This is a genomic window from Sulfitobacter sp. D7 (assembly GCF_003611275.1).
GTDB lineage: Bacteria > Pseudomonadota > Alphaproteobacteria > Rhodobacterales > Rhodobacteraceae > Sulfitobacter > Sulfitobacter profundi.
Genome location: NZ_CP020694.1, coordinates 1,669,796 through 1,694,298, shown reverse-complemented (window position 1 = coordinate 1,694,298; position 24,503 = coordinate 1,669,796). Strand labels below are relative to the sequence as shown.

Annotated in this window: 20 protein-coding genes; 9 read left to right on the top strand and 11 right to left on the bottom strand. The window is 62.6% G+C overall.

All coding sequences use genetic code 11. The annotated features are described in order from the left end of the window. Positions 1 to 42: 42 nt before the first annotated feature. From B5M07_RS08195 to B5M07_RS08155, 9 genes are all read right to left on the bottom strand, one after another. Complete coding sequence (locus B5M07_RS08195; RefSeq protein WP_120350939.1) at positions 43 to 495, bottom strand: cytochrome c-type biogenesis protein; 453 nt, start codon at positions 493 to 495, stop codon at positions 43 to 45. Continuing rightward, a complete protein-coding gene (locus B5M07_RS08190; RefSeq protein WP_120350938.1) occupies positions 492 to 2,456 on the bottom strand; it encodes a heme lyase CcmF/NrfE family subunit in 1,965 nt (654 codons plus the stop codon). Before B5M07_RS08190 ends, B5M07_RS08195 begins: the two co-directional genes overlap by 4 nt. 74 nt (positions 2,457 to 2,530) lie before the next feature. After that, positions 2,531 to 3,106: a holin family protein gene (locus B5M07_RS08185; protein ID WP_120350937.1), complete on the bottom strand. Its 576-nt coding sequence runs from the start codon at positions 3,104 to 3,106 to the stop codon at positions 2,531 to 2,533. Next, a complete protein-coding gene (locus tag B5M07_RS08180) occupies positions 3,097 to 3,708 on the bottom strand; it encodes a holin-associated N-acetylmuramidase (RefSeq protein WP_120350936.1) in 612 nt (203 codons plus the stop codon). The genes B5M07_RS08185 and B5M07_RS08180 overlap by 10 nt, the downstream gene beginning before the upstream one ends. A gap of 82 nt (positions 3,709 to 3,790) precedes the next feature. Next, positions 3,791 to 4,234, bottom strand: coding sequence for a cytochrome c maturation protein CcmE (gene ccmE / locus B5M07_RS08175; RefSeq protein ID WP_067937768.1), 444 nt, complete (start codon positions 4,232 to 4,234; stop codon positions 3,791 to 3,793). Beyond that, a complete protein-coding gene (gene argC / locus B5M07_RS08170; RefSeq protein ID WP_120350935.1) occupies positions 4,231 to 5,259 on the bottom strand; it encodes an N-acetyl-gamma-glutamyl-phosphate reductase in 1,029 nt (342 codons plus the stop codon). The genes ccmE and argC overlap by 4 nt, the downstream gene beginning before the upstream one ends. Before the next feature lie 38 nt (positions 5,260 to 5,297). Next, positions 5,298 to 6,107, bottom strand: coding sequence for a glutamate racemase (locus tag B5M07_RS08165; RefSeq protein ID WP_120350934.1), 810 nt, complete (start codon positions 6,105 to 6,107; stop codon positions 5,298 to 5,300). A 9-nt stretch (positions 6,108 to 6,116) separates the two neighbouring features. Then, positions 6,117 to 6,989, bottom strand: coding sequence for a lysophospholipid acyltransferase family protein (locus B5M07_RS08160; RefSeq protein ID WP_317389437.1), 873 nt, complete (start codon positions 6,987 to 6,989; stop codon positions 6,117 to 6,119). 57 nt (positions 6,990 to 7,046) lie between these two features. Continuing rightward, complete coding sequence (locus B5M07_RS08155; RefSeq protein WP_120350932.1) at positions 7,047 to 10,463, bottom strand: indolepyruvate ferredoxin oxidoreductase family protein; 3,417 nt, start codon at positions 10,461 to 10,463, stop codon at positions 7,047 to 7,049. 169 nt (positions 10,464 to 10,632) lie between these two features. Between B5M07_RS08155 and B5M07_RS08150 the strand changes: the two genes are divergently transcribed. Both B5M07_RS08150 and purL read left to right on the top strand, forming a co-directional pair. Continuing rightward, the gene (locus B5M07_RS08150; RefSeq protein ID WP_120350931.1) at positions 10,633 to 11,544 is read left to right on the top strand and encodes a LysR family transcriptional regulator; all 912 of its coding nucleotides are present in this window, start codon (positions 10,633 to 10,635) and stop codon (positions 11,542 to 11,544) included. A gap of 284 nt (positions 11,545 to 11,828) precedes the next feature. Beyond that, entirely contained in the window at positions 11,829 to 13,988 is a 2,160-nt protein-coding gene (gene purL, locus B5M07_RS08145; protein WP_120350930.1) for a phosphoribosylformylglycinamidine synthase subunit PurL, read from the top strand. A gap of 209 nt (positions 13,989 to 14,197) precedes the next feature. Here purL and B5M07_RS08140 read toward each other — a convergent pair whose 3' ends face one another. Continuing rightward, positions 14,198 to 15,457 carry a vWA domain-containing protein gene (locus B5M07_RS08140; RefSeq protein WP_120350929.1) on the bottom strand — a complete coding sequence of 420 codons (1,260 nt, stop codon included), beginning with the start codon at positions 15,455 to 15,457 and terminating at the stop codon, positions 14,198 to 14,200. Positions 15,458 to 15,462: 5 nt separating this feature from the next. After that, positions 15,463 to 16,371: an AAA family ATPase gene (locus B5M07_RS08135; RefSeq protein WP_120350928.1), complete on the bottom strand. Its 909-nt coding sequence runs from the start codon at positions 16,369 to 16,371 to the stop codon at positions 15,463 to 15,465. A 185-nt stretch (positions 16,372 to 16,556) separates the two neighbouring features. On the opposite strand from B5M07_RS08135, the gene B5M07_RS08130 reads away from it, so the two are divergent. From B5M07_RS08130 to pyrC, 7 genes are all read left to right on the top strand, one after another. Next, positions 16,557 to 17,576: a glycosyltransferase family 2 protein gene (locus B5M07_RS08130; RefSeq protein ID WP_120350927.1), complete on the top strand. Its 1,020-nt coding sequence runs from the start codon at positions 16,557 to 16,559 to the stop codon at positions 17,574 to 17,576. Further along, positions 17,573 to 18,199, top strand: a complete 627-nt coding sequence (locus tag B5M07_RS08125; protein WP_120350926.1) for a sulfotransferase — start codon at positions 17,573 to 17,575, stop codon at positions 18,197 to 18,199. The genes B5M07_RS08130 and B5M07_RS08125 overlap by 4 nt, the downstream gene beginning before the upstream one ends. Further along, a complete protein-coding gene (locus tag B5M07_RS08120; RefSeq protein ID WP_120350925.1) occupies positions 18,199 to 20,553 on the top strand; it encodes a glycosyltransferase family 2 protein in 2,355 nt (784 codons plus the stop codon). Before B5M07_RS08125 ends, B5M07_RS08120 begins: the two co-directional genes overlap by 1 nt. 3 nt (positions 20,554 to 20,556) lie before the next feature. Further along, positions 20,557 to 21,246 carry an FkbM family methyltransferase gene (locus B5M07_RS08115; protein ID WP_120350924.1) on the top strand — a complete coding sequence of 230 codons (690 nt, stop codon included), beginning with the start codon at positions 20,557 to 20,559 and terminating at the stop codon, positions 21,244 to 21,246. Further along, positions 21,236 to 22,300, top strand: a complete 1,065-nt coding sequence (locus B5M07_RS08110) for a glycosyltransferase family 2 protein (RefSeq protein ID WP_120350923.1) — start codon at positions 21,236 to 21,238, stop codon at positions 22,298 to 22,300. The genes B5M07_RS08115 and B5M07_RS08110 overlap by 11 nt, the downstream gene beginning before the upstream one ends. A gap of 142 nt (positions 22,301 to 22,442) precedes the next feature. Further along, on the top strand, positions 22,443 to 23,402 hold the full coding sequence (locus tag B5M07_RS08105) for a phosphoadenosine phosphosulfate reductase (protein ID WP_067939995.1): 960 nt from the start codon (positions 22,443 to 22,445) through the stop codon (positions 23,400 to 23,402). A gap of 46 nt (positions 23,403 to 23,448) precedes the next feature. Next, positions 23,449 to 24,480 carry a dihydroorotase gene (gene pyrC / locus B5M07_RS08100; protein WP_120350922.1) on the top strand — a complete coding sequence of 344 codons (1,032 nt, stop codon included), beginning with the start codon at positions 23,449 to 23,451 and terminating at the stop codon, positions 24,478 to 24,480. The last annotated feature ends 23 nt before the right edge of the window (positions 24,481 to 24,503 follow it).

Below are 24,503 nucleotides of genomic sequence, written 5' to 3'. Positions count from 1 at the left end.
CAGCATATCAAAGCAATTTGCCACTGCCAGTGCAACGGGGCGTCAGCGGTCGAGAATATCGCGCAGGCGGGCTTCTTCCTCGGGCGAGAGTGGGGCCTCGGTCGGGGTTTTGCTGCGCGCACGGCCACGCAGATAGACCACCCCGAGCCCTCCGGCCAACAAAAGCATCAGCGGTCCCGCGCCCCACAGCAGCCAATTGGCCCCCGTGGCCTGCGGGTTCAGCAGGACATATTCACCGTAGCGGTCGACGATGAAATCCACCGCTTCCTCATCGCTGTCGCCGGCCACCAACCGCTCGCGCAGCAGAATTCGCAGATCGCGCGCAAGGCTTGCGTTGCTCTCATCAATACTCTCGTTACGGCAAACGAGACAGCGCAGACCTTGGCTGAGCTCCCGCGCTCGGGCCTCCAATGCGGGATCGTCCAACACCTCGTCAGGCTGAACCGCCCAAAGCGGGCTGGCGAGCAAGGCCAAGATCAGCAGCAGTCGCTTCATTCCGCAGGCACCCCTGCTGGTTGTTTGCGTGCGCCCGCCGCGACACGGAAGCGCCGGTCGCTCAGGCTCAGTACCCCGCCAAGCGCCATCAGCGCACAACCGATCCAAATCCAATTGGTCATCGGTTTGATATAGGTCCGCACGGCCCAACCGCCGCCGTCCTGCGCATCGCCGATCACCACATAGATGTCCCGCGCGAGGTTATAGTCGATCGCCGCCTCGGTCGTCGGCATCTGCGCCACGGGGTAGAACCGCTTTTCGGGCCGCAGGGTCGAGATCACATCGCCTTCCTGCGCCAGCGTGATCTCGGCCATAGTACTGAGGTAGTTCGGCCCCCTGACTTCACTCACGTCGCGGAGGGTTAGCGTATAGCTGCCCACGTCAAAAGGCTCATCAATCCGGGCCACGCGGATGTCATCCACGGCCCAAGCCATCAGCCCCGCGATCCCGGCCATGGTGATGCCCAGCCCGCCATGCGCCGTGGCCTTGCCCCAATCAGCGCGCGGCAGACGCCGTAGACGGCGCAACTTACCCGGGCCGCGGCCCAAACGCTGCATCACATCCACCGCGGTGCCCATCAGCAGCCATGCCCCAAGGAACATGCCCACAGGCCCCAACAGCCCGCGTCCGGACTGCATGGCAAAGGCCAAGCCCCCAAGCGCCAGCGCCAGGAGGAAGACATAGCGCAGCGGGTATAGTGCGCGCATGATCTTGGCCCGTTTCCACGGCATCGCGCTGCCGATCGGCAGGATCAGTCCAAGCGCTACCATGAAAGGAGTAAACGCAGCGTTAAAGAATGGCGGGCCGACACTGAGTTTGCGGTCAAGGAACATCTCGGCCACCAGCGGCCACATGGTGCCCACGAAAACGACGAAACAGGCCACAGCCAGCAGCAGATTGTTCACCACCAAGGCGGTCTCACGGCTCAAAAGGCCAAAGACGCCCTTGGCCTCAAGCGCCGATGCGCGCAGCGAGTAGAGCACCAGCGCCCCGCCGGTGAAAGACCCCAGAATGGCCAGAATAAAGACCCCGCGTTCAGGGTCGTTGGCAAAGGCGTGAACAGAAGTCAGCAGACCAGAACGCACGATAAAGGTGCCGATCAGCGAGAAACCGAAAGCAAGGATCGCCAGCAGGATGGTCCAGCTTTTCAAGCTCTCGCGTTTTTCCACCACAATCGCCGAATGCAGCAGCGCCGCCGCCAAGAGCCAGGGCATGAAGCTCGCATTCTCGACCGGATCCCAGAACCAGAAACCGCCCCAGCCAAGCTCATAATAGGCCCACCAAGACCCGAGCGCGATGCCGATGGTCAGAAACACCCAAGCCGCCAGTGTCCAAGGCCGCACCCACCGGCCCCACGCCGCATCCACGCGCCCTTCGATCAGCGCCGCCACGGCAAAGCTGAAGGCCATGCTGAGGCCAACATAGCCGAGATAGAGAAATGGCGGGTGAAAGGCCAAACCGGGGTCTTGCAAGAGCGGGTTCAGGTCTTGGCCATCAAAAGGCGGCGTGCCCATGCGCAAGAAAGGGTTCGAGGTGAAAAGGATAAACGCCAGAAAAGCCACGCCAATCGCGGCTTGGACCGAGAGCACCCGCGCGCGCAGGCGCGGCGGCAGATTGCCGCCAAACCACGCGGCCATGGCACCGAAAAGCGCCACGATCAGCACCCACAGCAGCATCGAGCCTTCGTGGTTGCCCCATGTCCCGCTGATCTTATACAGCATCGGCTTGGCGGAATGGCTGTTGGCCACCACCAGTTGCAGGCTGAAATCCGAGGTGATGAAGGCCCACATCAGCGCGCCAAAGGACAGGGCAATCAGGATGAACTGCGCCGCCGCCGCCGGTTCGGCCATCGCCATCCAAGCAGCACGGCCCCGCCAAGCGCCCCACATCGGCACCACCATCTGTACAAGGGCCACGCCAAAGGCGAGCACAAGCGCGAAATGTCCAAGTTCTGTAATCATGGGGCGGACTATAGGGGGCCTAAGCCCCCTAAGCCATGGCAAATCAAACCTAGGAAACGGTCAATCGGTCGCAGTCAGGCGCGGCTGCGGCGCCATGCGTCTAGGGCCGGATTCTCCGATGGCGTGACTGCGGCAAGGGCCAAGCGGCTGTCGGCACCGGTGGCGGCCACCTGCGGGCTGTCGGCACGCAACGCGCGCAGCGTCTCGATATTCTCGACCACCTGCGGCACCCGCGCGATGGTGCCCACGATGGCGCGCTGAAACTCCTGCGATTTCATCTGCTGCCGCGCCCCGAAGTAGAAGGACACGATCACGCCCAACAGCCACCAAAGCGGCTCTGGCACCAGCGCAATGCCCTGCATCCGTTCGGCAAACCACAAAGGGTTAACCATGGCCGTTACGAACAGCCCCAAGGTGCCGAGCGCAAGCATCGGGCGGGGCAAACGGTTGATCCCATCCATGAAGCGGTCAAAGCCGCCCTGCCGAGCTTGGGCGAACTCCGCCCCATATTGCGCCATCGCTTTGCCCTGCACCGCATGAGCACGCTGCGCCCCGGCCTCGGCATTCTCGCGAAACACTTCGACCGTGTCGCGGATGACATTGCGCTCGCCGCCGAAAACCGTCGTAAAAATACGTTCGATCAGCCCCATTGTGCCACCCTCCGTGCGAAATCTGCGTCGCTCATGCGATATTGTGGTGCGATGAACTCTTCGGCGCGTCGGATCCAGCCGCCCTTGCCGCCAGCCCGGCTGCGCGCGTATTTGCGGCTGGCGGGGCGACGGTCGGCGAGACGGAAGTAGTAGTTGCGCCGCGCGATACCGTAGGCGTCGACCAGATGATCGGGTGCGGCCTGCCATGCGGCTTGGGCGGCTCGGATCGTCTGCGGCCCGATGGCCCCGTCAACACCGATCTCCTCCCCCATCTCGCGCAGCAAGCTTTGCAGGATCTTCACCGCATTGCTGCCCGCATTGACATACATGTCAAAAACGCTCGGCTGCAACGGCGCGGGCAATTCCGCGATGCGCGGGGCGTTGAAGTAATGTCTGACAAAGATATCCACCGCCTGCGCGCGACTTAGGCGGCGCACGTCGGCCACATCGACCGCCCCATCCCCCGTCAGGTCCAGTCCCAATCGGCGCATGGTATGGATCGTCACCCCGAATTTCGTCGCCCCGCCGGGGTCATCGGGGTCATTCACAAAGCCGCCCTCCCGGGCGACGATGGCGCTGGCGATCTCTCGGACGGTCTGCATCGCGGGCTCTCCTGTCTTGGGTGCAAACAGGCTCGGCCGGATGGGTTAACGGGGCCTCAGCCCCGCGTGCGTTGCGCGCAGATCACCCTTCGGGCTCGCGGTAGACGCCCTGCTCTTTCAGCGCATCCGTTACTTCCTTGGGCATGTAAGTCTCGTCATGTTTGGCAAGGATTTCAGAGGCTTCGAAAGTCCCATCGATATAACGTCCGGTGCCGACCATGCCTTGGTTCTCTTCGAACAGATCAGGCAACACCCCGGTAAAGACGACCGGCACGGAGGCCCCACCATCGGTCACGGCAAAGCGAATCTGTTCGCCCTGGCCGCGTTTGAGTGACCCTTCTTCGACCAGACCGCCAATGCGGAACACCTCTGCCGGGCCGGGCGGCTCGGCGATGACTTGGCTCGGCGCGCGGAAATAGTTGATCCCGTCGCGCAGCGCATAGCCGATCAGAGTAGTCGACAGCACCAAGGCCACCGCCGCAACGGCAATGATCTGGATCCGGCGCTGTTTCTTGAGGCTCTTCATGGGAACAGCGGGGCCATCATCAGCCCCTCGGTTTCCGGCAAGCCGAGCATCAGGTTCGCGTTTTGCAACGCCTGACCGCTGGAGCCTTTGGTCAGATTATCGAGCGCCGCGACCACGGTCGCCCGCCCGGTCTGACGGTCGGCGACCACGCCGATATGGCAGAAGTTCGAGCCGCGCACATGCCGGGTGCTGGGCGCTTCGCCGAAGGGCAGCACCTCGATAAAGGGCTCATCTGCATAGGCGTTCTGCAGCGTCTCATAAATCGTCTGCGCGTCGCCTTTGACATAGCAGGTGGCCAAGATGCCGCGGTTTGCGGGCACCAAATGCGGGGTGAATTGCACCTGCACGGGCCGCCCGGCAATGGCCGAGAATTCCTGATCGAATTCACCCAGATGCCGGTGCGTGCTGCCAAGCGCATAGGCGTGATAGCCCTCGCTCAACTCCGCATGAAGCAGGTTTTCCTTGAGCGAGCGCCCCGCGCCCGAGACCGCGCATTTCAGGTCGAGAATGATGTCATCCAGATCAATCACACCCGCGGCGATCAGCGGGCGCAGGGCAAACTGCCCCGTCGCCGCGTTGCAGCCCGTGCCTGCCACCAACCGCGCGGCTGAAATCTCTTTGCGGTAGAATTCGGTGAGGCCGTAAACCGCCTCTTTCTGCTGCTCTAGGGCGGCGTGTTCATTGCCGTACCACTTGGCGTAATCCTCTGGGTCGCGCAGGCGGAAATCGGCAGAGAGGTCGACGATCTTCAGGTCTTTGGGCAGCGCCGCGATCACCTCTTGGCTGGTCTTATGCGGCAACGCGCAAAAGCACAGATCAATCTGCGAAAAGTCGATTTCTTCAATCGTGACCAATGTGGGCAGATCAAGATGGCGCAGATGCGGAAACACCTCGGCCATAGATTGCCCCGCCTTGGAGTTCGCCCCCAAAGCTTTGATTTTCATTGAGGAATGGCCAGCGATCAGCCGGATGAGTTCTGCCCCGGTATAGCCGGAGGCGCCAAGAATGGCGATGTTCTGGGTCATGGTCTGTCCCCTTGTTCGGAACGAAATATAATTGGAGTTCAGGCGGCGGTGAATGTGATCTGTCGTCGCAGGAACTGCGTCGCACGGTCGCTCACCCGGGCGGGATCGCCGGTGGTGAGAAACGCCGCCTCGCCACTGCCCATCATATTGGGATGCCGCTCAAGATAATCCGCCAATGAATCCGCCACCAACTCGGCTTGGCTAAACACTTTGACTTGCCCGCCCAAGGCCGCCTGAAACGCCTCCTGCATCAGCGGGTAATGGGTGCAGCCCAAGATCGCCGCGTCGGGGTCGGGCATTTTACGTTTCAACGCATCGACATGGCTGCGCACCAGCGCTTCGGCGAGGATCATATCGCCCTCTTCGATGGCATCGACCACCCCACCGCAGGCCTGCGCTTCGACATCCACCCCGATGGCGCGGAAGGACAGTTCACGCTGAAAGGCGCGGCTTGCCACCGTCGCGGGCGTGGCGAAAAGCGCCACATGGTTCACCGCCACTTCGCGCGGCGGGGAGTTATCGCCCCATTGGCGTTCGGTCATCGCCTCGATCAGCGGCACAAAGACGCCCAACACCCGTTTCTCGCGCGGGATCCAGCCCTCTTGCATCCGGCGCAGCGCAGCGGCCGAGGCGGTGTTACAGGCAAGGATCACCAGATCGCAGCCCGCATCGAACAGCCGCTGCACGGCGGCGCAGGTCAGCGCATAGATATCATCGGCATTGCGCACGCCGTAGGGCGCATGGGCGCTGTCAGCGAGATAGACAAAATCCACCTCCGGCAGCCGTTCTTGCACCTTGTTCCAGACGGTCAGCCCGCCCAGCCCCGAATCGAAAATACCAACTGCCATGGTCTGTTGTCACCTGTCGGCTCTATGCCGTTCCTCAAACTCGTAGCCAAGACCCTGATACTGGCCCGGCTTTGGTGACAACTCATAAGTGGCTTTGCGCAGGAAATCCATCATCGCTTTTGCGTCCCCCGCCAGCGGGTCAAGCATGGTGCGCGGAATCGGGTCGCCGATGGCCACGCGCACGGGGCTATCGACACGGGCGCGAAACTCTTTGATCAGCAGCCCCATTCGCAGATTGGCATGCAGGTGGCTGGCGATTTGGAACAGCCGGCTGGTGTGGCCGTCGAAATAGATCGGCACCACCGTGGCGTCAGACTTGGCGATCATCCGCGCGGTGAAACTGCGCCATCCGGGATCCATCGGTTGCGAAAAGGGCCGCGCGGCGGTGCTGACCGTGCCGCCCGGGAAGATGCCAATCGCACCGCCTTGGTCTAGATAGGTCAACGCGGTCCGGCGCGTGGCGAGGTTCAGCGCCAGCGCGGCGCGATCTTCGGCAAAGCTGATCGGCAAAAGATGGTGTGCCAGATCCGGCGCTTGGCTGAACACCGCATTGGCCATGATCCGAAAGTCACCGCGCGTCCGGCTGAGGATATGGCCTAGCATCAGCCCGTCCAGAATGCCGTAGGGATGATTGGCGATCAGAATGACAGGGCCACGCTTTGGAATATCGGCCAAAGACCCGCGCATCACATCCAATGTCAAACCACAGCGCCGCACCATGGCATCAAAGAACCCCAGCCCCGCGGCCAGATCGTCTTCGTAGCCCTCGGCCCGTTTCAGTAAGGACACCCGCCCGGTGGTGTTTTCCATCAATCGGATGAGCGCCCTCCCGCCCCGAGTTCGGGCGGAATGGGCATAGCTTATGTCACGGGCGTAGGTCACATCTGGGCCTCAGGATCGCACTGATGCTCTCCCTAGCCCAGAAATGTAACAGCCGTATTACTCCGCGGCCTTGGCCGTGGAGGTGCCGCCCGCGCGGATCACCGCCAGCAGTTCCTCGCGGCGCTTCTCGGCCTTGGCTTCATTGGCCTGTTTCACCGGACCGAAACCGCGGATTTGCAAGGGCAGTTCGGCCAGTGCCACGATGGCGCCGCGGGTCTGATCGGTCAGTTTGGGCAGCACTTCGGCCATGTCGGCCTCATACTGTTTGATCAACGCACGTTCCATCTTGCGCTCGGCGGTATAGCCAAAGGGGTCGAAAGGCGTGCCGCGCAGACCCTTGAACTTCGCCATAACCCGCAGCGGCCCTTCGAGCCATTGGCCGAATTCGCGCTTCTGGGGCCGACCGTTGGGCCCCATCTTGGACAAGAGCGGCGGCGCCATGTGGAAGGTCATGTTGAAATCGCCGTCGAACTGCGCCCGCGCCTTGTCACGGCTGGTGATCAACAGGCGGGCGACCTCGTATTCGTCCTTGTAGCTCAGGAGCTTATGATAGCCCATCGCCATCGCCGCCTTGACGTCACGGTCCTCAATACCGTCGAGCATCTTCGTGTAGCGCTTGGCCAGTCCCTTACCCTGATACTCGGTCAGGTGGTTCTCACGGAAGGCGATCTTCTCCCCCAGCGATTTGGGCAATTCCACCACGTTATCAGGCTGACTTACCGCTTTGGCGTCTTCGGGATAGAGCACGGCCCAGCGGCCAATCTCAAACGCGCGCTTGTTGCGCTCTACCGCCGCGCCGTTCATCTCAATCGCCTGCATCAGGCTTTCGAACGAGAGGGGCAGAAGGCCGCGCTGCCATGCGGCGCCGAAGATCATCATGTTGGAAAAGATCGAATCTCCCAAACTCGCCTTGGCCAGATCCGAGGCATCAAACATCGCGACATCATCCTTCAGACGCGCTTCGAGCGCGAGGCTCAGCCGGTCATAGGGCATCTGAAACTCGGTATCGCGGGTGAAATCGCCGGTGATGATCTGGTGCGAGTTCACCACCGCACCGGTGCGCCCGGCGCGGGTCAGACCCAGTGTCTTATGGCCCGCCGAGACCACCAGATCGCCGCCAATGAGCGCATGCGCCTCGCCGGTGGCCACACGGATTGCGCTGATGTCTTCGGGACGCTCGGCCAGACGGCAGTGGATATGCACCGCACCGCCCTTCTGGGCGAGGCCCGCCATCTCCATCATGCCAGCCCCCTTGCCATCAAGTTGAGCCGCCTGCGCCAGCAGCGCGCCGATGGTGACGACCCCGGTGCCGCCCACGCCGGTGATGACGACGTTATGGGTGCCGTCGATCTTGGGCAGGTTTGGCTGCGGCAGGTCGGGGATGGTCAGTTCGGTGGTCGGATCCTTGCGGATCTTGGCGCCTTCCAACGTCACGAAGGAGGGGCAGAAACCGTCAAGACAAGAGAAGTCTTTGTTGCACTGCGACTGGTCAATGGCGCGTTTGCGGCCCAGCTCGGTCTCGTTCGGGACCACGGCCACGCAGTTCGACTGCACACCGCAATCGCCGCAGCCTTCGCAAACGTCCTCGTTGATGAAGACACGCTTGTCGGGGTCCGGGAACAGCCCGCGCTTGCGGCGGCGGCGCTTCTCGGCGGCGCAGGTCTGGATATAGACGATGGCCGACACGCCCTTGTGCTTGCGGTAGGCCTTTTGCACATTCGGCATCTCGGCGCGCTCGTGTATTTCGACGCCCTTGAAGCGGCTGAGGTCCACGTCTTCCTTCTGGTCATAGACCACGGCGAGGTTCTTCACGCCCATGGCCTTCAACTCTTCGACGATGCGGTAGGCGTCAAGGTCGCCTTCGTTGTGCTGACCGCCGGTCATTGCAACCGCGTCGTTATAGAGGATCTTATAGGTGATGTTCGTTCCCGCCGCGATGGCGGCCCGAATGGCCAGCACACCGGAGTGGTTGTAGGTGCCGTCGCCAAGGTTCTGGAACACATGCTCTGTATTGGAGAACGGCGCTTCGCCGATCCAGTTCGCGCCCTCGCCGCCCATATGGGTGAAGCCCGTGGTCTCACGGTCCATCCATTGCACCATATAGTGACAGCCGATCCCCGCATAGGCGCGGGAGCCCTCTGGCACTTTGGTCGAGGAGTTATGCGGGCAGCCCGCGCAGTAATACGGCAGTCGCGCGGCGATATCTTCGGCATTGTCCGACCGGCGTGCCTCGTTCAGCGCCTCAAGCCCCGCGCGGATCCCATCGGTCTCGCGGCCCTCTTCCAACAGAATGCCGCCGATCTTTTCGGCGATCAGAATAGGGTCGAGCGCGCCACGGGTCGGGAACAACTCTTCGCCATGCTCCATGCCCGCGCCACCTTTGTGCCACCCATAGACGCGGCGGTGGGTATCGTTGAACAGCGCTTCCTTGATCTGCACTTCGATCAGCTTGCGCTTTTCTTCGACCACGACCACCAGATCAAGCCCGTCGGCCCATTCGTGGAACCCCTGCATGTCGAGCGGGAAGGTCTGACCGATCTTATAAGTGGTGATGCCTAGCCGCTCGGCTTCGTTCTCATCGATGTTCAGCAGGCTCAGCGCGTGTACCAGATCGAGCCAGTTCTTGCCCGCGGCGGCAAAGCCGATCTTGGCCCCGCGCTTGCCCCAGACGCGCTTGTCCATCTTGTTGGCATGAGAGAACGCCTCGGCGGCGAAGCGCTTGTAGTCAATCATCCGCGCTTCTTGCAGATGCGGGGTGTCGCCCAGACGGATACTCAGCCCGCCATCGGGCATGTCGAACTCAGGGATCACCAGCTTCATCCGGTTCGGATCGCCGTTGACGACGCTCGTCGCCTCCACGGTGTCCTTCATCGTCTTCAGGCCCACCCAAAGGCCCGAAAACCGGCTGAGCGCCCAGCCGTAGATGCCGTAATCAAGAATTTCCTGCACACCGGCGGGCGAGACCACCGGCATATAGGCATCCACCATCGCCCATTCCGACTGGTGCAACACGGTGGAGGATTCGCCGGTATGGTCATCCCCCATCGCCATCAACACACCACCATGAGGCGAAGTGCCCGCCATATTCGCATGGCGCATCACATCGCCGGTGCGGTCCACACCCGGGCCTTTGCCGTACCATAGGCCATAGACGCCATCATATTTCCCCTCGCCGCGCAGTTCCGCCTGCTGGCTGCCCCAAAGCATCGTCGCCGCGAGGTCTTCGTTCAGCCCCGGCTCAAAGCGCACGTTATGCTCGGCGAGTTTCTTCTCTGAACGCTGCATTTGCAGGTCGACCCCGCCCAGCGGACTGCCCCGGTAGCCGGTCACATAGCCTGCGGTGTTCAGCCCCGCCGCGCGGTCGCGGGCGGACTGCATCATCATCAGCCGAACCAGCGCCTGCGTGCCGTTCAGCAGCACCGGGCTTTTCTCAAGGTCGAAACGGTCGTTCAGTGAAATCTTTTGCGTTGTCATGGCGGGCCCTCCCTAGCACGTCAGTCTTGCATGATTGCCTCCTATATAGGTCACAGCTGCTGACCTGTATAGCAGTTATTCCGCAACGGCAGCCCTGCAGGGGACGGTTTGTGCTGTTTTCTCCCGGCTATTAAGGTAGGAGAAAGGCTGGGCAAGGAAAGTACGGGCCATGGATTGGGACAAACTCAGAATTTTTCACGCCGTGGCCGATGCCGGGTCGCTGACCCATGCAGGCGACAAGCTTAACCTGTCGCAATCTGCCGTCAGTCGGCAGATTCGCGGGCTTGAGGAACAGCTTAATACCAACCTCTTTCACCGCCATGCGCGCGGGCTAATCCTGACCGAACAGGGCGAGCTTTTATTCGACGCGACCTCGGCCATGGCCAAGCGTCTTGACGCCGCCGCCGCACGCATTCGCGACAGTGAGGAAGAAGTCTTTGGCGAATTGCGCGTGACCACCACCACCGGTTTCGGCACCCTCTGGCTCGCCCCGCGGCTGCCCAAACTTTATGAGCAATATCCTGACCTTAAGGTCGACCTGATGCTTGAAGAGCGCGTGCTCGACCTGCCGATGCGCGAGGCCGACGTGGCGATCCGCATGAAAGAACCAAGTCAGGCCGATCTGGTCCGCAAACGGCTGATGACCGTGCGGATGGGGCTCTACGCCAGCCCCGAATATCTGGAAAAACACGGCACGCCAGAGCGGATGGAAGACATGACCAACCACCGGCTGATCTGTCAGAACACCGACAGCGATCAAGTCGGCGCCGGGCTGCAACTGGTCAAAGAGCTGATGATGTATGACCTGCGTTCGCTCTTGACGGTGAACAACTACTTCGGCGTGTTGCAAGGCGTGGTGCATCACCTTGGCCTCGGCGTGCTCCCCAACTACCTGATCCAAGACTTCCCGCATATCGTGCAGGTGATGCCCGATATCGAATCCGCCGAAGTGCCGGTCTACCTCGCCTATCCCGAAGAGCTTCGCCAATCCAAACGCGTCGCGGCCTTCAAGGATTTTGTGCAGGAAGAGATCATAACCTACCGCAAACAATGGCGCGAACGGGTCGAAGGCGACAACTGAACCGCAGCCCCGCCGCAAGCCATGCAATAAGCGCATATCGGCCATGATGACTTGCGATGTTAAATAGCCTTGATTTGAACAGCCCTGCCTCCTATTTCACCATTATGAAGATTGACAGCCTGAGGGCGCGTCGCTTCATACCTCCCTGTTGGACTTGGCCGAGCTTTTAGCTCGGCCTTTTTTTTGGCCTATCGCCTTCTTTCAGCCCACAGGCTGCCAAAGCCACTTCCCCCCCGGCATTTCCCCTTGTATGAGGGCGCAAACGCGCCAGCCGGGGAATTTCCATGCAAGATCCAGCCATCACGCCCGACCTCATCGCCAGCCACGGGTTCACGCCCGAGGAATACACCGAGGTCGTCAACATCCTCGGGCGCGAGCCGAACTACACCGAGATGGGCATTTTCTCAGCAATGTGGAACGAGCATTGCTCTTATAAGTCTTCCAAGAAATGGCTGCGCACCCTGCCCACCGACGGCCCCCAAGTCATCTGCGGCCCCGGCGAAAACGCAGGCGTGGTCGATATCGGCGATGGCCAAGCGCTGGTCTTCAAGATGGAAAGCCACAACCACCCCTCCTACATCGAGCCCTACCAAGGTGCCGCGACCGGCGTGGGCGGCATTCTGCGCGATGTCTTCACCATGGGCGCGCGCCCGATTGCTGCGATGAACGCGCTCAGCTTTGGCCGCCCTGATCACCCCAAGACCCGCCAACTTGTACATGGCGTCGTCGAAGGCGTCGGTGGCTATGGCAACTGTTTCGGCGTGCCGACCGTCGGCGGCGAAGTGCGGTTCGACACAGCCTATGATGGCAACTGCCTCGTCAACGCCTTTGCGGCGGGCCTCGCGGATGCCGACAAAATCTTCTATTCCGCCGCATCCGGCGTCGGCATGCCGGTGGTCTACCTCGGTGCAAAAACTGGCCGCGACGGCGTCGGCGGCGCGACCATGGCCTCCGCCGAATTCGACGACACCATCGAAGAGAAACGCCCCACCGTCCAGGTCGGCGACCCCTTCACAGAAAAGCGCCTGATGGAAGCCACGCTTGAGCTGATGGCAACCGGCGCCGTGATCTCGATCCAAGACATGGGCGCTGCGGGCCTGACCTGCTCTGCCGTGGAAATGGGGGACAAAGGCGGCCTTGGCGTGCGTCTCGACCTTGAAAAAGTGCCGACGCGCGAACCGCATATGACGGCCTATGAAATGATGCTCAGCGAAAGCCAAGAGCGGATGCTCATGGTCCTGCGCCCCGAACTTGAGGCCGAAGCCAAAGCCGTCTTCGACAAATGGGACCTCGATTTCGCCATCGTCGGTGAAACACTCCCCGAGGACCGCTTCCTCATCTGCCTCAATGGCGAGGTCAAAGCCGACCTGCCGCTGTCGAAACTCGCCTCCACCGCGCCGGAATATGACCGTCCTTGGGTCGAAACCCCTGCCGCCGCCGCTTTGTCCGACGCGCCAACCATCGACCCCATCGACGGTCTCCGCGCCCTCATAGGCTCCGTGAACCACGCCTCCAAAGCGTGGGTCTATGAGCAATACGACACGATGGTCATGGGCGACACCGTCCGTCTGCCCGGCCTTGGCGCTGGCATCGTGCGGGTCCATGGCACCGACAAGGCGCTGGCCTTCACCTCCGACGTGACCCCGCGCTACGTCAAAGCCAACCCAACCGAGGGCGGCAAACAGGCCGTGGCCGAAGCCTATCGCAACCTCTGTGCGGTCGGTGCCAAACCACTGGCGACAACCGACAACCTCAACTTCGGCAACCCCGAAAAGCCCGAAATCATGGGCCAGTTCGTCGGCGCGATCAAAGGCATCGGCGAAGCCGTGGGCGCGCTCGACATGCCGATCGTGTCGGGCAACGTATCGCTTTATAACGAGACTGACGGCAAAGGCATCCTGCCCACGCCCACCATCGGCGCGGTCGGCCTGATCGACAATGTCGAGCAGATCATCTGCAACCAGCTGTGCGAGGGGCATGTGGCCCTCTTGATCGGCAGCGCGGGCAGCCACCTCGGCCAATCCGCCCTGCTCGCCGAAGCCTTCGGCCGGGCCGAGGGCGATGCGCCCCATGTCGACCTCGTGGCCGAACGCCGCCACGGGGAATTCATCCGCGCCCAGTCAGGCCAAATCTCCGCCTGCACCGACCTCGGCGATGGCGGCCTCGCCCTCGCCGCCTTCGAGCTGGCCGAGACCGCAGGTATCGGCATCGAGATCGAGAGCGATGACACAGCCACCCTCTTTGGCGAAGATCAGGCCCGCTACCTTGTGGCCTGTACCGCCGAGGCCGCTGAGGCCCTGATCGCCGCAGGCAAAGAGGCCGGCGTGCCCGTGGCCCAAGTCGGCGCATTCGGCGGCGAGAAGATCAGCTTCGGCGCGGCCTCTGCACTGCTGGCAGATCTGCGCGCCACTTACCGCAGCACCTTTGCGCAAGCCTTCGCCTGAACCTCTGGTTTCGGAGCCGCCCTTGCTTGAGACCAAACGGTCGCGCGCAGGGCGGCGGGGCAAGCTAAATCGCCGAGGGGCCCCTTCAGGGGATACGGCTATTTAGCTTGAGCCGACGACAGGCGGGTGACAGGCCGGGATCAATCAAGGGGGGTTCCGAAACCTTCTGGTTTTGGAGAGACCCGCAGCCGGCTCCCTCGGCCTCGCGCCTAGCCTTCCGCGTTCAACCCCGCCAACATCCGCGCCTTTTCACCCGGATCATCGGGGCACGAGATCGCCTCGGCCAAGGCCTCCAACGACGCAATGGAATGCCCCGCGCGAAAACTATCGACATGGGGCAACATCGCGCGAATGCCCGCCGCTTTGGGCGCAAACCCGTCCCACCTCAAAAGCGGATTTAGCCAGATCACCCGCCGCGCGGTCAAATGCAGCCGCTGCATGTGCCGCGCCAGTTCCGCCGGATCGTCCCGGTCCAACCCGTCGGTGATCAGCAAGACCACCGCGCCTTGGCCCATGACCCGCCGAGACCAATCGCGATTGAACGCGGCCAGCGCGGCCCCGATGCGCGTCCCCCCCTCCCAGTCCTGCGCCTGCGCGCCCGCCGCTGCCAGCGCCGCATCCACATCGCGGGTCGCAAGATGCCGGGTGATATTGGTCAGCCGTGTACCAAAGGTGAACCCGTGCACCTGTGCCCAGCCCGCGCCCTTGCTGTTGGCCACCGCGTGCAGGAAATGCAGGATCACCCGACTGTATTGGCTCATTGAGCCTGAGATATCACAGAGCACCACAAGGTTGGGATAGCGCGCGCGCGGAGTCATCCGGTAGAGCCGTTCCATCTCTCCCCCGCGCCGCAGCGCCGCTTTCATCGTGCGTGCCACATCAATCCGCCCCTGTGCCGCTGCCACATTCCGGCGGCTCGGCATCGGCGGCACCGGGAGTTCCAGCTTGGCCAACATCCGCTTCGCCTGAGCCATCTCGGCGAGGGTCATCTGTTCGAAATCCAGCGTCCGGAGCCGCTCGCGCGCCGACATCGTGAGGCTCGCATCGACTTCAATGAGGGTCTCTTCCGGCTCGGGCTGCTCTTCTCGTTCCGGCGCTTCGGCCCCGTCCAGCAGGGCTTCTGCCGCGCGTTTCTCTGCCGGGGTTGCGGGGCGGTCCTCTTGCACACTGCGGATGGCGGGCAGCATCGCGGCCATCATATGTTCCAGATAGCGCGGATCGCGCCAATAAAGCCGGAATATCTGCGCAAAAACCCGCGCCTGTTCAGGGCGGTTCACGAAACAAGCGTGCAGCGTCCAATAGAAATCACGGCGGCTGGTGAACCCCACGGCGACGACAGCCTCCACCGCCTCCACCACGCGCCCCGGCCCGATGGACAGCCCCGCCCGCCGCAGGGCGCGGGCGAAATGAGTGATATTCCCCGCCAGCTTCGGGTCGTCCGGCAGGTCGAGGGGGGTCTGCTCAGCCATCCTGCTTAGGCGGGCACCAGCGACGCGCGGGCCTGTTCGAGAATGCGCGCGGCCTCGGACCCTTGCAGCTTGGCGATGTCGTCTTGGTATTTCAGCACCGCCCCCAACGTATCGGCGATGACCTCGGGGCTTAGGGTCGTTACATCCAAGGCCAGCAAACATTTCGCCCAATCGATGGTCTCTGCCACACCGGGTTTTTTGAACAGATCCTCCGTCCGCAATTGCTGAACAAAAGCCACCACCTCGCGGCTGAGCGCCTCTGCCGCCTCGGGCGCGCGGGCCGAAAGGATCGCCATCTCACGCGCCACATCCGGGTAATCGACCCAATGGTAAAGGCACCGCCGCTTCAGCGCGTCATGCACCTCCCGCGTGCGGTTGGAGGTCAGGATCACGATCGGCGGCTCCGGCGCACGGATCGTGCCAAGCTCGGGGATCGTCACCTGAAAATCACTCAGCGCTTCTAACAAAAACGCCTCAAAAGGCGCGTCGGTGCGGTCCAACTCGTCGATGAGCAGCACCGGCGCGCCGTTCTCATCGGGGCGCAGCGCCTGCAAAAGCGGGCGTTCGATCAGGTAGTCGTCGCTGAACAACTCTTGGGTCAGCGCGCGCCGATCCGCGCCACCGCCCGCCTCCGCCGTGCGGATCGCCACCATCTGGGCGGGGAAATTCCATTCATAAACCGCGCTCGACGCATCAAGCCCTTCGTAGCATTGCAACCGGATCAACCGCCGCCCCAACCCGGCGGCCAGCGCCTTGGCTATCTCGGTCTTGCCGACACCCGCCTCGCCTTCCAGAAACAAAGGCCGCCGCAGCGTAAGGCTGAGGAAAACCACAACCCCAAGCGCGCGGTCGCAAACATAGCCCTCAGCGCTCAGCATCTCTTGGACCGCGTCGATCGTATCAATGTTTTTCATGGCCCCAGTGGTGCATTCCCGCCCCGCCCCGTCAAGGGGCCTGACAGGGCGCGGGCAGATTGACGTGATTTCCCCGCGCTGGCATAGTCTCAAGCAATAATCGACGGTCACCGAGAACAACGGGGCCACAGGGGCGGATATGGGACAGAGCATTTTCATCGCGATCCGGCGCGGCGGGGTCTGACATGCGCATCACCGCTGTCACCTGCGTCAAGAACGAAGGCCCGTTTCTGCTGGAATGGATTGCCTTCAATCGGGTGATCGGGGTCACGGATTTCCTATTCTATTCAAATGATTGCACCGATGGAACCGACCGCCTGCTGGGCGCGCTTGACGGGCATGGTATCGTCACCCATCTGCCCAACCCGGCCAGCAATCGAAACTACCAAATGCAGGCGCTGAAGGATGCCCGGCGCCAACCCGTCGTCACGCAGGCCGATTGGGTCTGGGTCGCGGATGTGGACGAGTTTCTAAACATCCATGTGGGCGACCACCGCCTGCCCGCGCTGATCACAGCCTGCGGCGATCCGCAGGCAATCTCGCTGCATTTCCAGTTCTTCGCCAATGGCGGGATCGAGGAGTTCGTCGATGAACCGATCATCGCGCAATTCACCCGCAGCCATAACCCCGACATCTGGTGCGCCGATACGGCGATTGAGGTGAAGTCGCTGGTCCGCCAAGATTTCCCGCTAGGCTACTACGGCGCACACCGGCCTTTTCATGATGACGAAAAACACCAACCGCATTGGACCGATGGCGCAGGCCGACAGGTGCCCGCGCCCTTCCGCAGCGCTGCCAACAAGCGCCGCATCCGCGCCTTTCCCGCCCGCGGCGCGCGGCGTTTTGCGACGTTAAACCATTACGCGCTGCGCTCGCTCGACAGCTTTCTGGTCAAGAATGATCGGGGTGACGTGAACCGCGAACACCGCGCCTTTGACGACACCTATTGGCGCGACCGCAATGATGCAGCTTGGGAGGATCGCTCGATCCAGCGTTACCTGCCCGCCCTGCGCGCCGAGATGGACCGCCTCACAGCGCTGCCCGGCATCGCTGAACTTCATGCCAATGCCGTGGCCGCGCACCGCGCCCGCCGCGATGCCCTGCTGGCCGATCCGGCCTACCGCGCGATGCAGGCACAACTCCGCGAGGCCAGCCCCTACTCCGTCGCCGAAGCGCAGGTCCGTGCCCAGATTGGACTGAAATGACCGGCCCACGGATCATCAACCTTGGCCTGCCCAAGACCGGCACCACCACGCTCACCGATGCGCTGCGCCACGCGGGGCTTAGGGTCGCCGATTGGCGCATCCGCAAAGGGCAAAGCGCTCTGCCTGACATTACCGGAGAGCATGTCGGCCGGATCATCTATGCCGATTATTTTGCCAGCGGCGACCCGCTGGCGCGGCTGCAAGAATTCGACGCAATCAATGAGATGAGCGCCGTGCGCCATGACCGCAGCCTTTGGCCGCAGACCGATTGGGGGCTGCTGAGCACCATTCAGCAGCACCACCCCGACATCAAGTTTTTGCTGTCGCACCGCGATCCGGCAAAGACGGCGAACAGCATGATGCGCTGGAACAATCTGGGCCGCCGCCGCCTGCCACAGGCCGACGTGCCGGGCCTGCCCCGCGGCTTTGGCCGCAGCGAGGCCGAGCTTGCCAAATGGGTTGAGGGGCATTTCACCTTTTGCCGCCGAGTCTTTGCCGGCTATGCCAACTTTCTGGAATTCGACATCGAAGACCCCGGCGCCCGCGACAAGATCGCCGCCCACCTCGGCATCGACCTGCCATGGTGGGGCCAAAGCAACACCGGCAAAGAAGTGGCCGAGTGATGCGCCTCACCCTGTTCATCGGCCCGACTGAAAAAGCCGCCGCGCGACTGCGCAATATCTTGCAGCAGGAAAAGGGCGCGCTGTTGAAACAAGGGGTTTTGGCCCCCGATTGGAACCACGTCCGCCTCTATGCCGCCTGCGCCGCGCCTGATGCGGTTGGACTGCTGCGCTATCGACGCGGGCTCGACAGTGTTTTGATCGGCGCCACGCTGCGTGATGAATTTCACGCACTGATCCCTCGCGATTTGGCCGAGAGCTGCGCCGATCATGTGGTGCTGAGCGCGGCACAACTGGGCAACCTGCTGTCGCGCCCCGAGGAGCTTGCCCGCCTGCGCGATCTGCTCTGCCCCTATTTCGACGACATTCGCATTATCGCGCATCTAGATGAACAGGCCCGACTTCTCACCGCGCATTATACCTTTGCCGTGACCGAAGGCCGCCGCCATTCGCTGACACAGGAACTCACCTTGGCGGAGCGTGGCAGGTGGTGGCAAGGCGCGCTCGAACCTGCTGAGGATGCCCCCGACTTTGGCCTATTCTCAGATGTACAAAACCCGCCCTTCTGGCTGGATTATCAGGCCCTTCACAGTCATTGGGCAGACGCCTTTGGGGCCGAAAAGGTCCAATTCCGTCCGCTCGACCTGCCGCAGCTCCTGTCCAAAAACGGGGCGCGGGAAGTTTCCGATAGCCTTGACCTGACCACGCTCCTCGGTCCGGTTGATCCGGGCCGCGCGCTTGCCCCTCTGCCCGCGCCTTGGCTGGCCCGAATGCGCGCGTTTAACGATGTACTGATCCGCTATCTGCAAGCGCATGACCTCTCCTGCCCGCGCAGCACATGGAGCCAGATGTTGCAGGCGCTGCAGATCGGTGGCGCAGCGATTGCGCCCGGCAGTCTCGCCCCGATCTCCGACCATTTCGCCCGCGACAACGCAGCCCTCATCACCCGATATCCCGCGCTGGCTGCGGCGCTCACCCCCGACAGGCCAGAACCCCTTTGGACCGAAGCAGACCCCGAACGCGGCTTTCGCGCCACGCAGTACCTCGCCGCTTTCGCCCACCGCATCCGAACAACCGCGACCCCTCTGGCGCAGAAACACGCTGAGGCTGAGATGGCGCGCCAGTCGGCCGCGAAATTCGAGGCGATGCTATCGGACCCCGCCGCCTCAGAAGACGCCCGCGCGGCCAATGCCCAGCTTTTGAACCGGGTAAAGGTCAACCACGAAACGATCCTTCGCAGCCCCTTCCGCCCGCATAACGACGCGGCGCCCGAGGGCGCAGACCAGCCCGCGCCCGCCTATACCACCGTCCCGCCGCGCCAATTACCGCCCGGCAACAGCGGCAATGTCATCGTCGGCTGCATGAAGAACGAGGCCCCCTATATCCTTGAATGGGTCGCCTATCACCGCGCCGTGGGATTTGATAACTTCCTGATCTACACCAACGATTGCACCGATGGCACCCATGCCGTGCTCGGGCGGTTGCAAGACATGGGCATCCTGCAACACCGCAACAACGACGACTGGAAGGGCAATTCGCCCCAGCAGCATGCCCTGAACCAAGCGCTGAAAGAGCCGCTGATCCGGGACGCGGAATGGATCGCGCATATCGATGTTGACGAATTCGTCAACATCCGCCCCGGCAACGGCACGCTCAACGATTTTTTCGCCGCAGCGCCCGAGGCGACCAATATCGCGATGACTTGGCGGCTCTTTGGCCATAACGGCGTGACGGCCCTGTCGGGCGCGCCGGTGATCGGCCAGTTCGACCACTGCGCACCCAGCTTTTGCCCGAAACCCCATACCGCATGGGGGTTCAAGACAATGTTCCGCAACATCGGCGCCTATGAAAAACTCTCCTGCCACCGGCCCAACAAATTGGACGACGCGCAGGCGGAACGGGTCAAATGGGTCAACGGCTCGGGCCGCGACATGACGCGCGATGCGCTGCGCAACGGGTGGCGGTCTTCCAAAAGCAACATCGGCTATGACCTGCTGCAACTGAACCACTACGCTCTGCGCTCAGCCGACTCCTTTCTTGTCAAACGCCAGCGCGGGCGCGCGCTGCATGTCGACCGCTCCATCGGTATCAACTACTGGATCCGCATGGATTGGAACGACCACCAAGATGTCTCAATCCAGCGCAACCTGCCGCGTCTGCATGCCGAGATGGCCCGCCTGCTGGCCGACGACCCGCTTCGCGCGCATCACGAAGCGGGCCTTGCCTGGCACCGCGCCAAGGCGGAAGAGCTGCACCAAACGCCAGAGTTCCGCGATCTCTACCGCCAAGCGCTTAACGTCAAGTTAAGCGCGACCGAGCGTGTCGCCTATGCCCTCGCTCTCGACATGGAAAGCTGACCCGTGACAGACACCAAGCCTGAGCCGAATTTCATCCACTCGCGCGGCATGAAATTCCCCGACGATCCAACGATCCTGCGCGGGCGGGTCCGCAAACTGCTGCGCCAAAACGCCTATGAAGCAAAGGAAAGCGAGGCCGCGCTGCGCGTGGTCCGGGAGGGCGACCGGGTGATCGAACTGGGTGGCGGCGTGGGCTATATGTCGACGCTGGTGGCCAGCAAACGCAACGTGGCTTCGGTTCATTCATTTGAGGCGAACCCGAACCTTATCCCCTATATCCGCCGGGTCCATGCGGCCAACGGGCTGAGCAATGCCCATGTCACCAACGCCATCCTCGGCCCTGCGCCGGGCAAGGTTGATTTCCACGTACGCGAACAGATCCTGTCCTCCTCCATGACCCGTTTCGAAGGCGAAGCCCCGCCCGAGACCCATCAAATCGACGTGCTGGGCGCCGCTGAGGTTTTCGCCGACATCGCCCCCAGCGTTCTGATCTGCGACATTGAAGGCGCTGAGGTCGACCTGATCCCGTCGCTGCCGCTCGACACTCTGCGCGCCGCCATCATCGAGTTGCACCCACAATGGATCGGCCCCGAGGGGGTCAACAAGGTCTTTGCCGCTTTCATTCAGGGGGGCATGGCCTATTACCACCGGGGCTCGCATAACAAAGTCGTGGCCTTCCGCCGTGAATGGTAAAGTCTCCCACCTCGCGATCCTTTGTGTGCGCAACGAAGGCGCGTTCTTGCTGGAATGGCTTGCCCATCACCGCGCCATCGGCTTCGATCATGTGCTGGTTTTTTCCAACGATTGCGACGACGGCACCGATGACATACTTGACCGGCTGCAAGCGCTTGGCGGTGTCACCCACATCCGCAACGACGGCCCCTATGAGAAAGGCGGCATCCAGTTCACCGCGCTGAAGGCCGCTGCCGAACTAAAGATCGTGCAGCAGGCCGATTGGATCCTGCCGCTCGATGTCGATGAATTTGTAAACATCCATGTCGGCGATCACAGCCTCTCCGCGCTGCACGCCGCCCTGCCCGAAGCCACGGCGATCACCCTCACATGGCGGCTTTTCGGCAGTGGCGATCAGGTCCGCTACGAAGACCGCCCGGTGACCGAAGGCTTTACCCGCTGCGCCCCTGCGGTGATGCACTGGCCATGGCGGGCTGCCATGTTCAAAACCCTCTACCGCAACGATGGCACCTATGCGCAGCCGGGCGTGCACCGCCCCCGTGGCCCCAACCCCGCGCGGCTGGACCAATCCCGCTGGTTTGACGGCCATGGCCGCGCCCTGCCCGATCTCTTCAAAACGCGGCGCATTTTTTCAACCTACGGTCGGCAGAACTATGGGCTGGCCCAGATCAATCACTACCCCTTGGGCGCGATGGAATCCTATGTGCTCAAAGCCGACCGCGGCCGCGCGGTGCACCGCGCAGACATGCTGGGGCTGGACTATTGGGTTGAGCGGAATTTCAACACCGAAACCGACACAACCATCAACGCCAGCGCCCCGGCGCGGGCCCGCGAACTTGCCGCCCTCAAGGCCGACGCACCCCTCACCGCCCTGCACGAAACGGCCGTCGCTTGGCGTCGCACCCGGTTCGACGCGCTAATGGCCCAAGAGCAATTCCGCGCCCTATTCGGACGCCTGCTGATGGCCCCGCCAAGCCGCCCGGTCACCGTCAAAGCGGCGCGTATTATGCTGGACTATGCAAGGCGCGCCCAAGCCGCCGAGCCATCCCAATAGCGCACAGCCACCACACCGCCCCCGGAAAACCGTCACATTCTCTTCAATTTCTCACGGATTTTCCGCATTTTCGCCCTATTATCCGGCTATACCCTGCTGAAACGGCGGTTCTGCCCCGCCCTGACAAGCCCGAGGATGCCCGATGCCGCGCGAGACGCCCACGATCGAAAGCTCACTGGCCGATATGCCCAAACGCGACTGGCTGCGCGCAATAGAGGCCGTGGCCGAAGAGGATGGATATTTCCAATCCTTGGGCAAACGCCATTTCTCTGCCTTCATTGAGCGTGAGACCACCCTGCTGGTCACGTTTGAGACCTATCAAGGCATGCACGCCCTTTCCGACAAGGCGCAGCCCTTGGGCTGGGACATGGTCCGCAATCACGACTGGTCGCATCTTTGCCTTGCCAGCGATGGCGACACATGGTTCCGCGCCGAAGAGGTCTATGCCTATTTCGACAGGCTGATCGACGACGGGTTCTTTGATGAATTCGATCAGGTGCTGTTCTACGGCGCTGGCCCCTGCGCCTATGCCGCCGCCGCCTACTCCGTTGCCTCCCCTGGTGCAGCGGTTGTGGCGATCCAACCACAGGCCACGCTTAACCCGCGCATCACCGATTGGGACGACCGTTTCACCGATATGCGGATCCTCGATTTCACTTCCCGCTATGGCTATGCGCCCGATATGCTTGACGCCGCAGAACGGGTCTTTGTGCTCTACGACCCGCGAGAAAAACTCGACGCGATGCATGCCGCGCTATTTACCCGCGCCAATGTCACCAAACTGCGCATGCCCTTCATGGGCGATGCGCTGCAAACCGACCTGCTGGAGATCGACCAGCTTGACCCGCTGCTGCAAGCCGCCGCCGACGGCACGCTGGATGCGTCCCGTTTCGCCGCCCTCTTCCGCGCGCGACGCGACTACCTGCCCTACCTGCGCAACCTCAGCCAAGCGGTCAACGCCCAAGGCCGCGAGAGACTGCTCGAAGCGGTCTGCGCCAATGTCAGCGCGCGGATGAGCGCCCCACGCTTTGCCCGCCGCCTTGAACGCATTCGCGCCCGCCGAGAAGCCGCCGTGACAGAGGTGGCGACCGCCACCGGATAGGTTTTCAATCTGGCGCGCGCCCCCGCTCTGTGCTAGCTCCGCGGCCATGACACAAAGCTTCACGATCCGCCGTCCCGACGACTGGCACCTGCACCTGCGCGACGGCGACATGCTGCGCGCCGTGCTGCCCCATAGCGCCCGCGACTTTGCCCGCGCCATCATCATGCCAAATCTCGTGCCCCCGGTGGTCACCGGCACCCAAGCCGCCGCCTACCGCGACCGCATCATGGCCGCCCTGCCTGCGGGTGCCGATTTCACCCCGCTGATGACCCTCTACCTGACCGAGGACACGGACCCAGACGACGTGGCCCGCGCCCATGCCGATGGCCTCATCCACGCGGTCAAACTCTACCCCGCCGGCGCCACCACCAACTCCGCCAGCGGTGTGTCCAACTTCGACAAAGTCGCCCCGGTGCTCGACCGTATGGCCGAGATTGGCCTGCCCCTTTGCACCCACGGCGAAGTCACCGACAGCGAGATCGACATATTCGACCGCGAGGCCGTCTTCATCGACCGCGTGCTCGACCCAATTCGCCGCGCGCATCCTGCGCTGCGCGTGATCATGGAACATATCACCACCGCCGATGCCGCCGACTACGTGCGCAGCAACGACAGCGGCCTTGCGGCCACGATCACCACGCATCACCTCGTGATCAACCGCAACCACATCCTCGCTGGCGGCATCCGCCCGCATTACTACTGCCTGCCCGTGGCCAAACGCGAGACCCACCGCCGAGCCCTGCGCCAAGCGGCCACCTCCGGCGATCCGCGTTTCTTCCTTGGCACCGACAGCGCGCCCCATACCGATGGCGCCAAACTGCAACCCTGCGGCTGCGCCGGTTGCTTCACCGCGCCCAACACAATGTCGATCCTCGCACAGGTTTTCGAAGACGACGGTGCCCTCGACAAGCTCGAAGCCTTCACCTCGCTCAACGGCCCCGCCTTCTATGGCCTGCCGCCAAACGAAACGCAGATCACCCTGCAACGCGAAACACCGACACACCCCGCCAGCATCGACACCCCCGACGGCCCGGTCACGGTCTTCGACCCCGGCTTCGATCTGCACTGGACCACCTAATCTTCATCCTTTCTTAAATACCG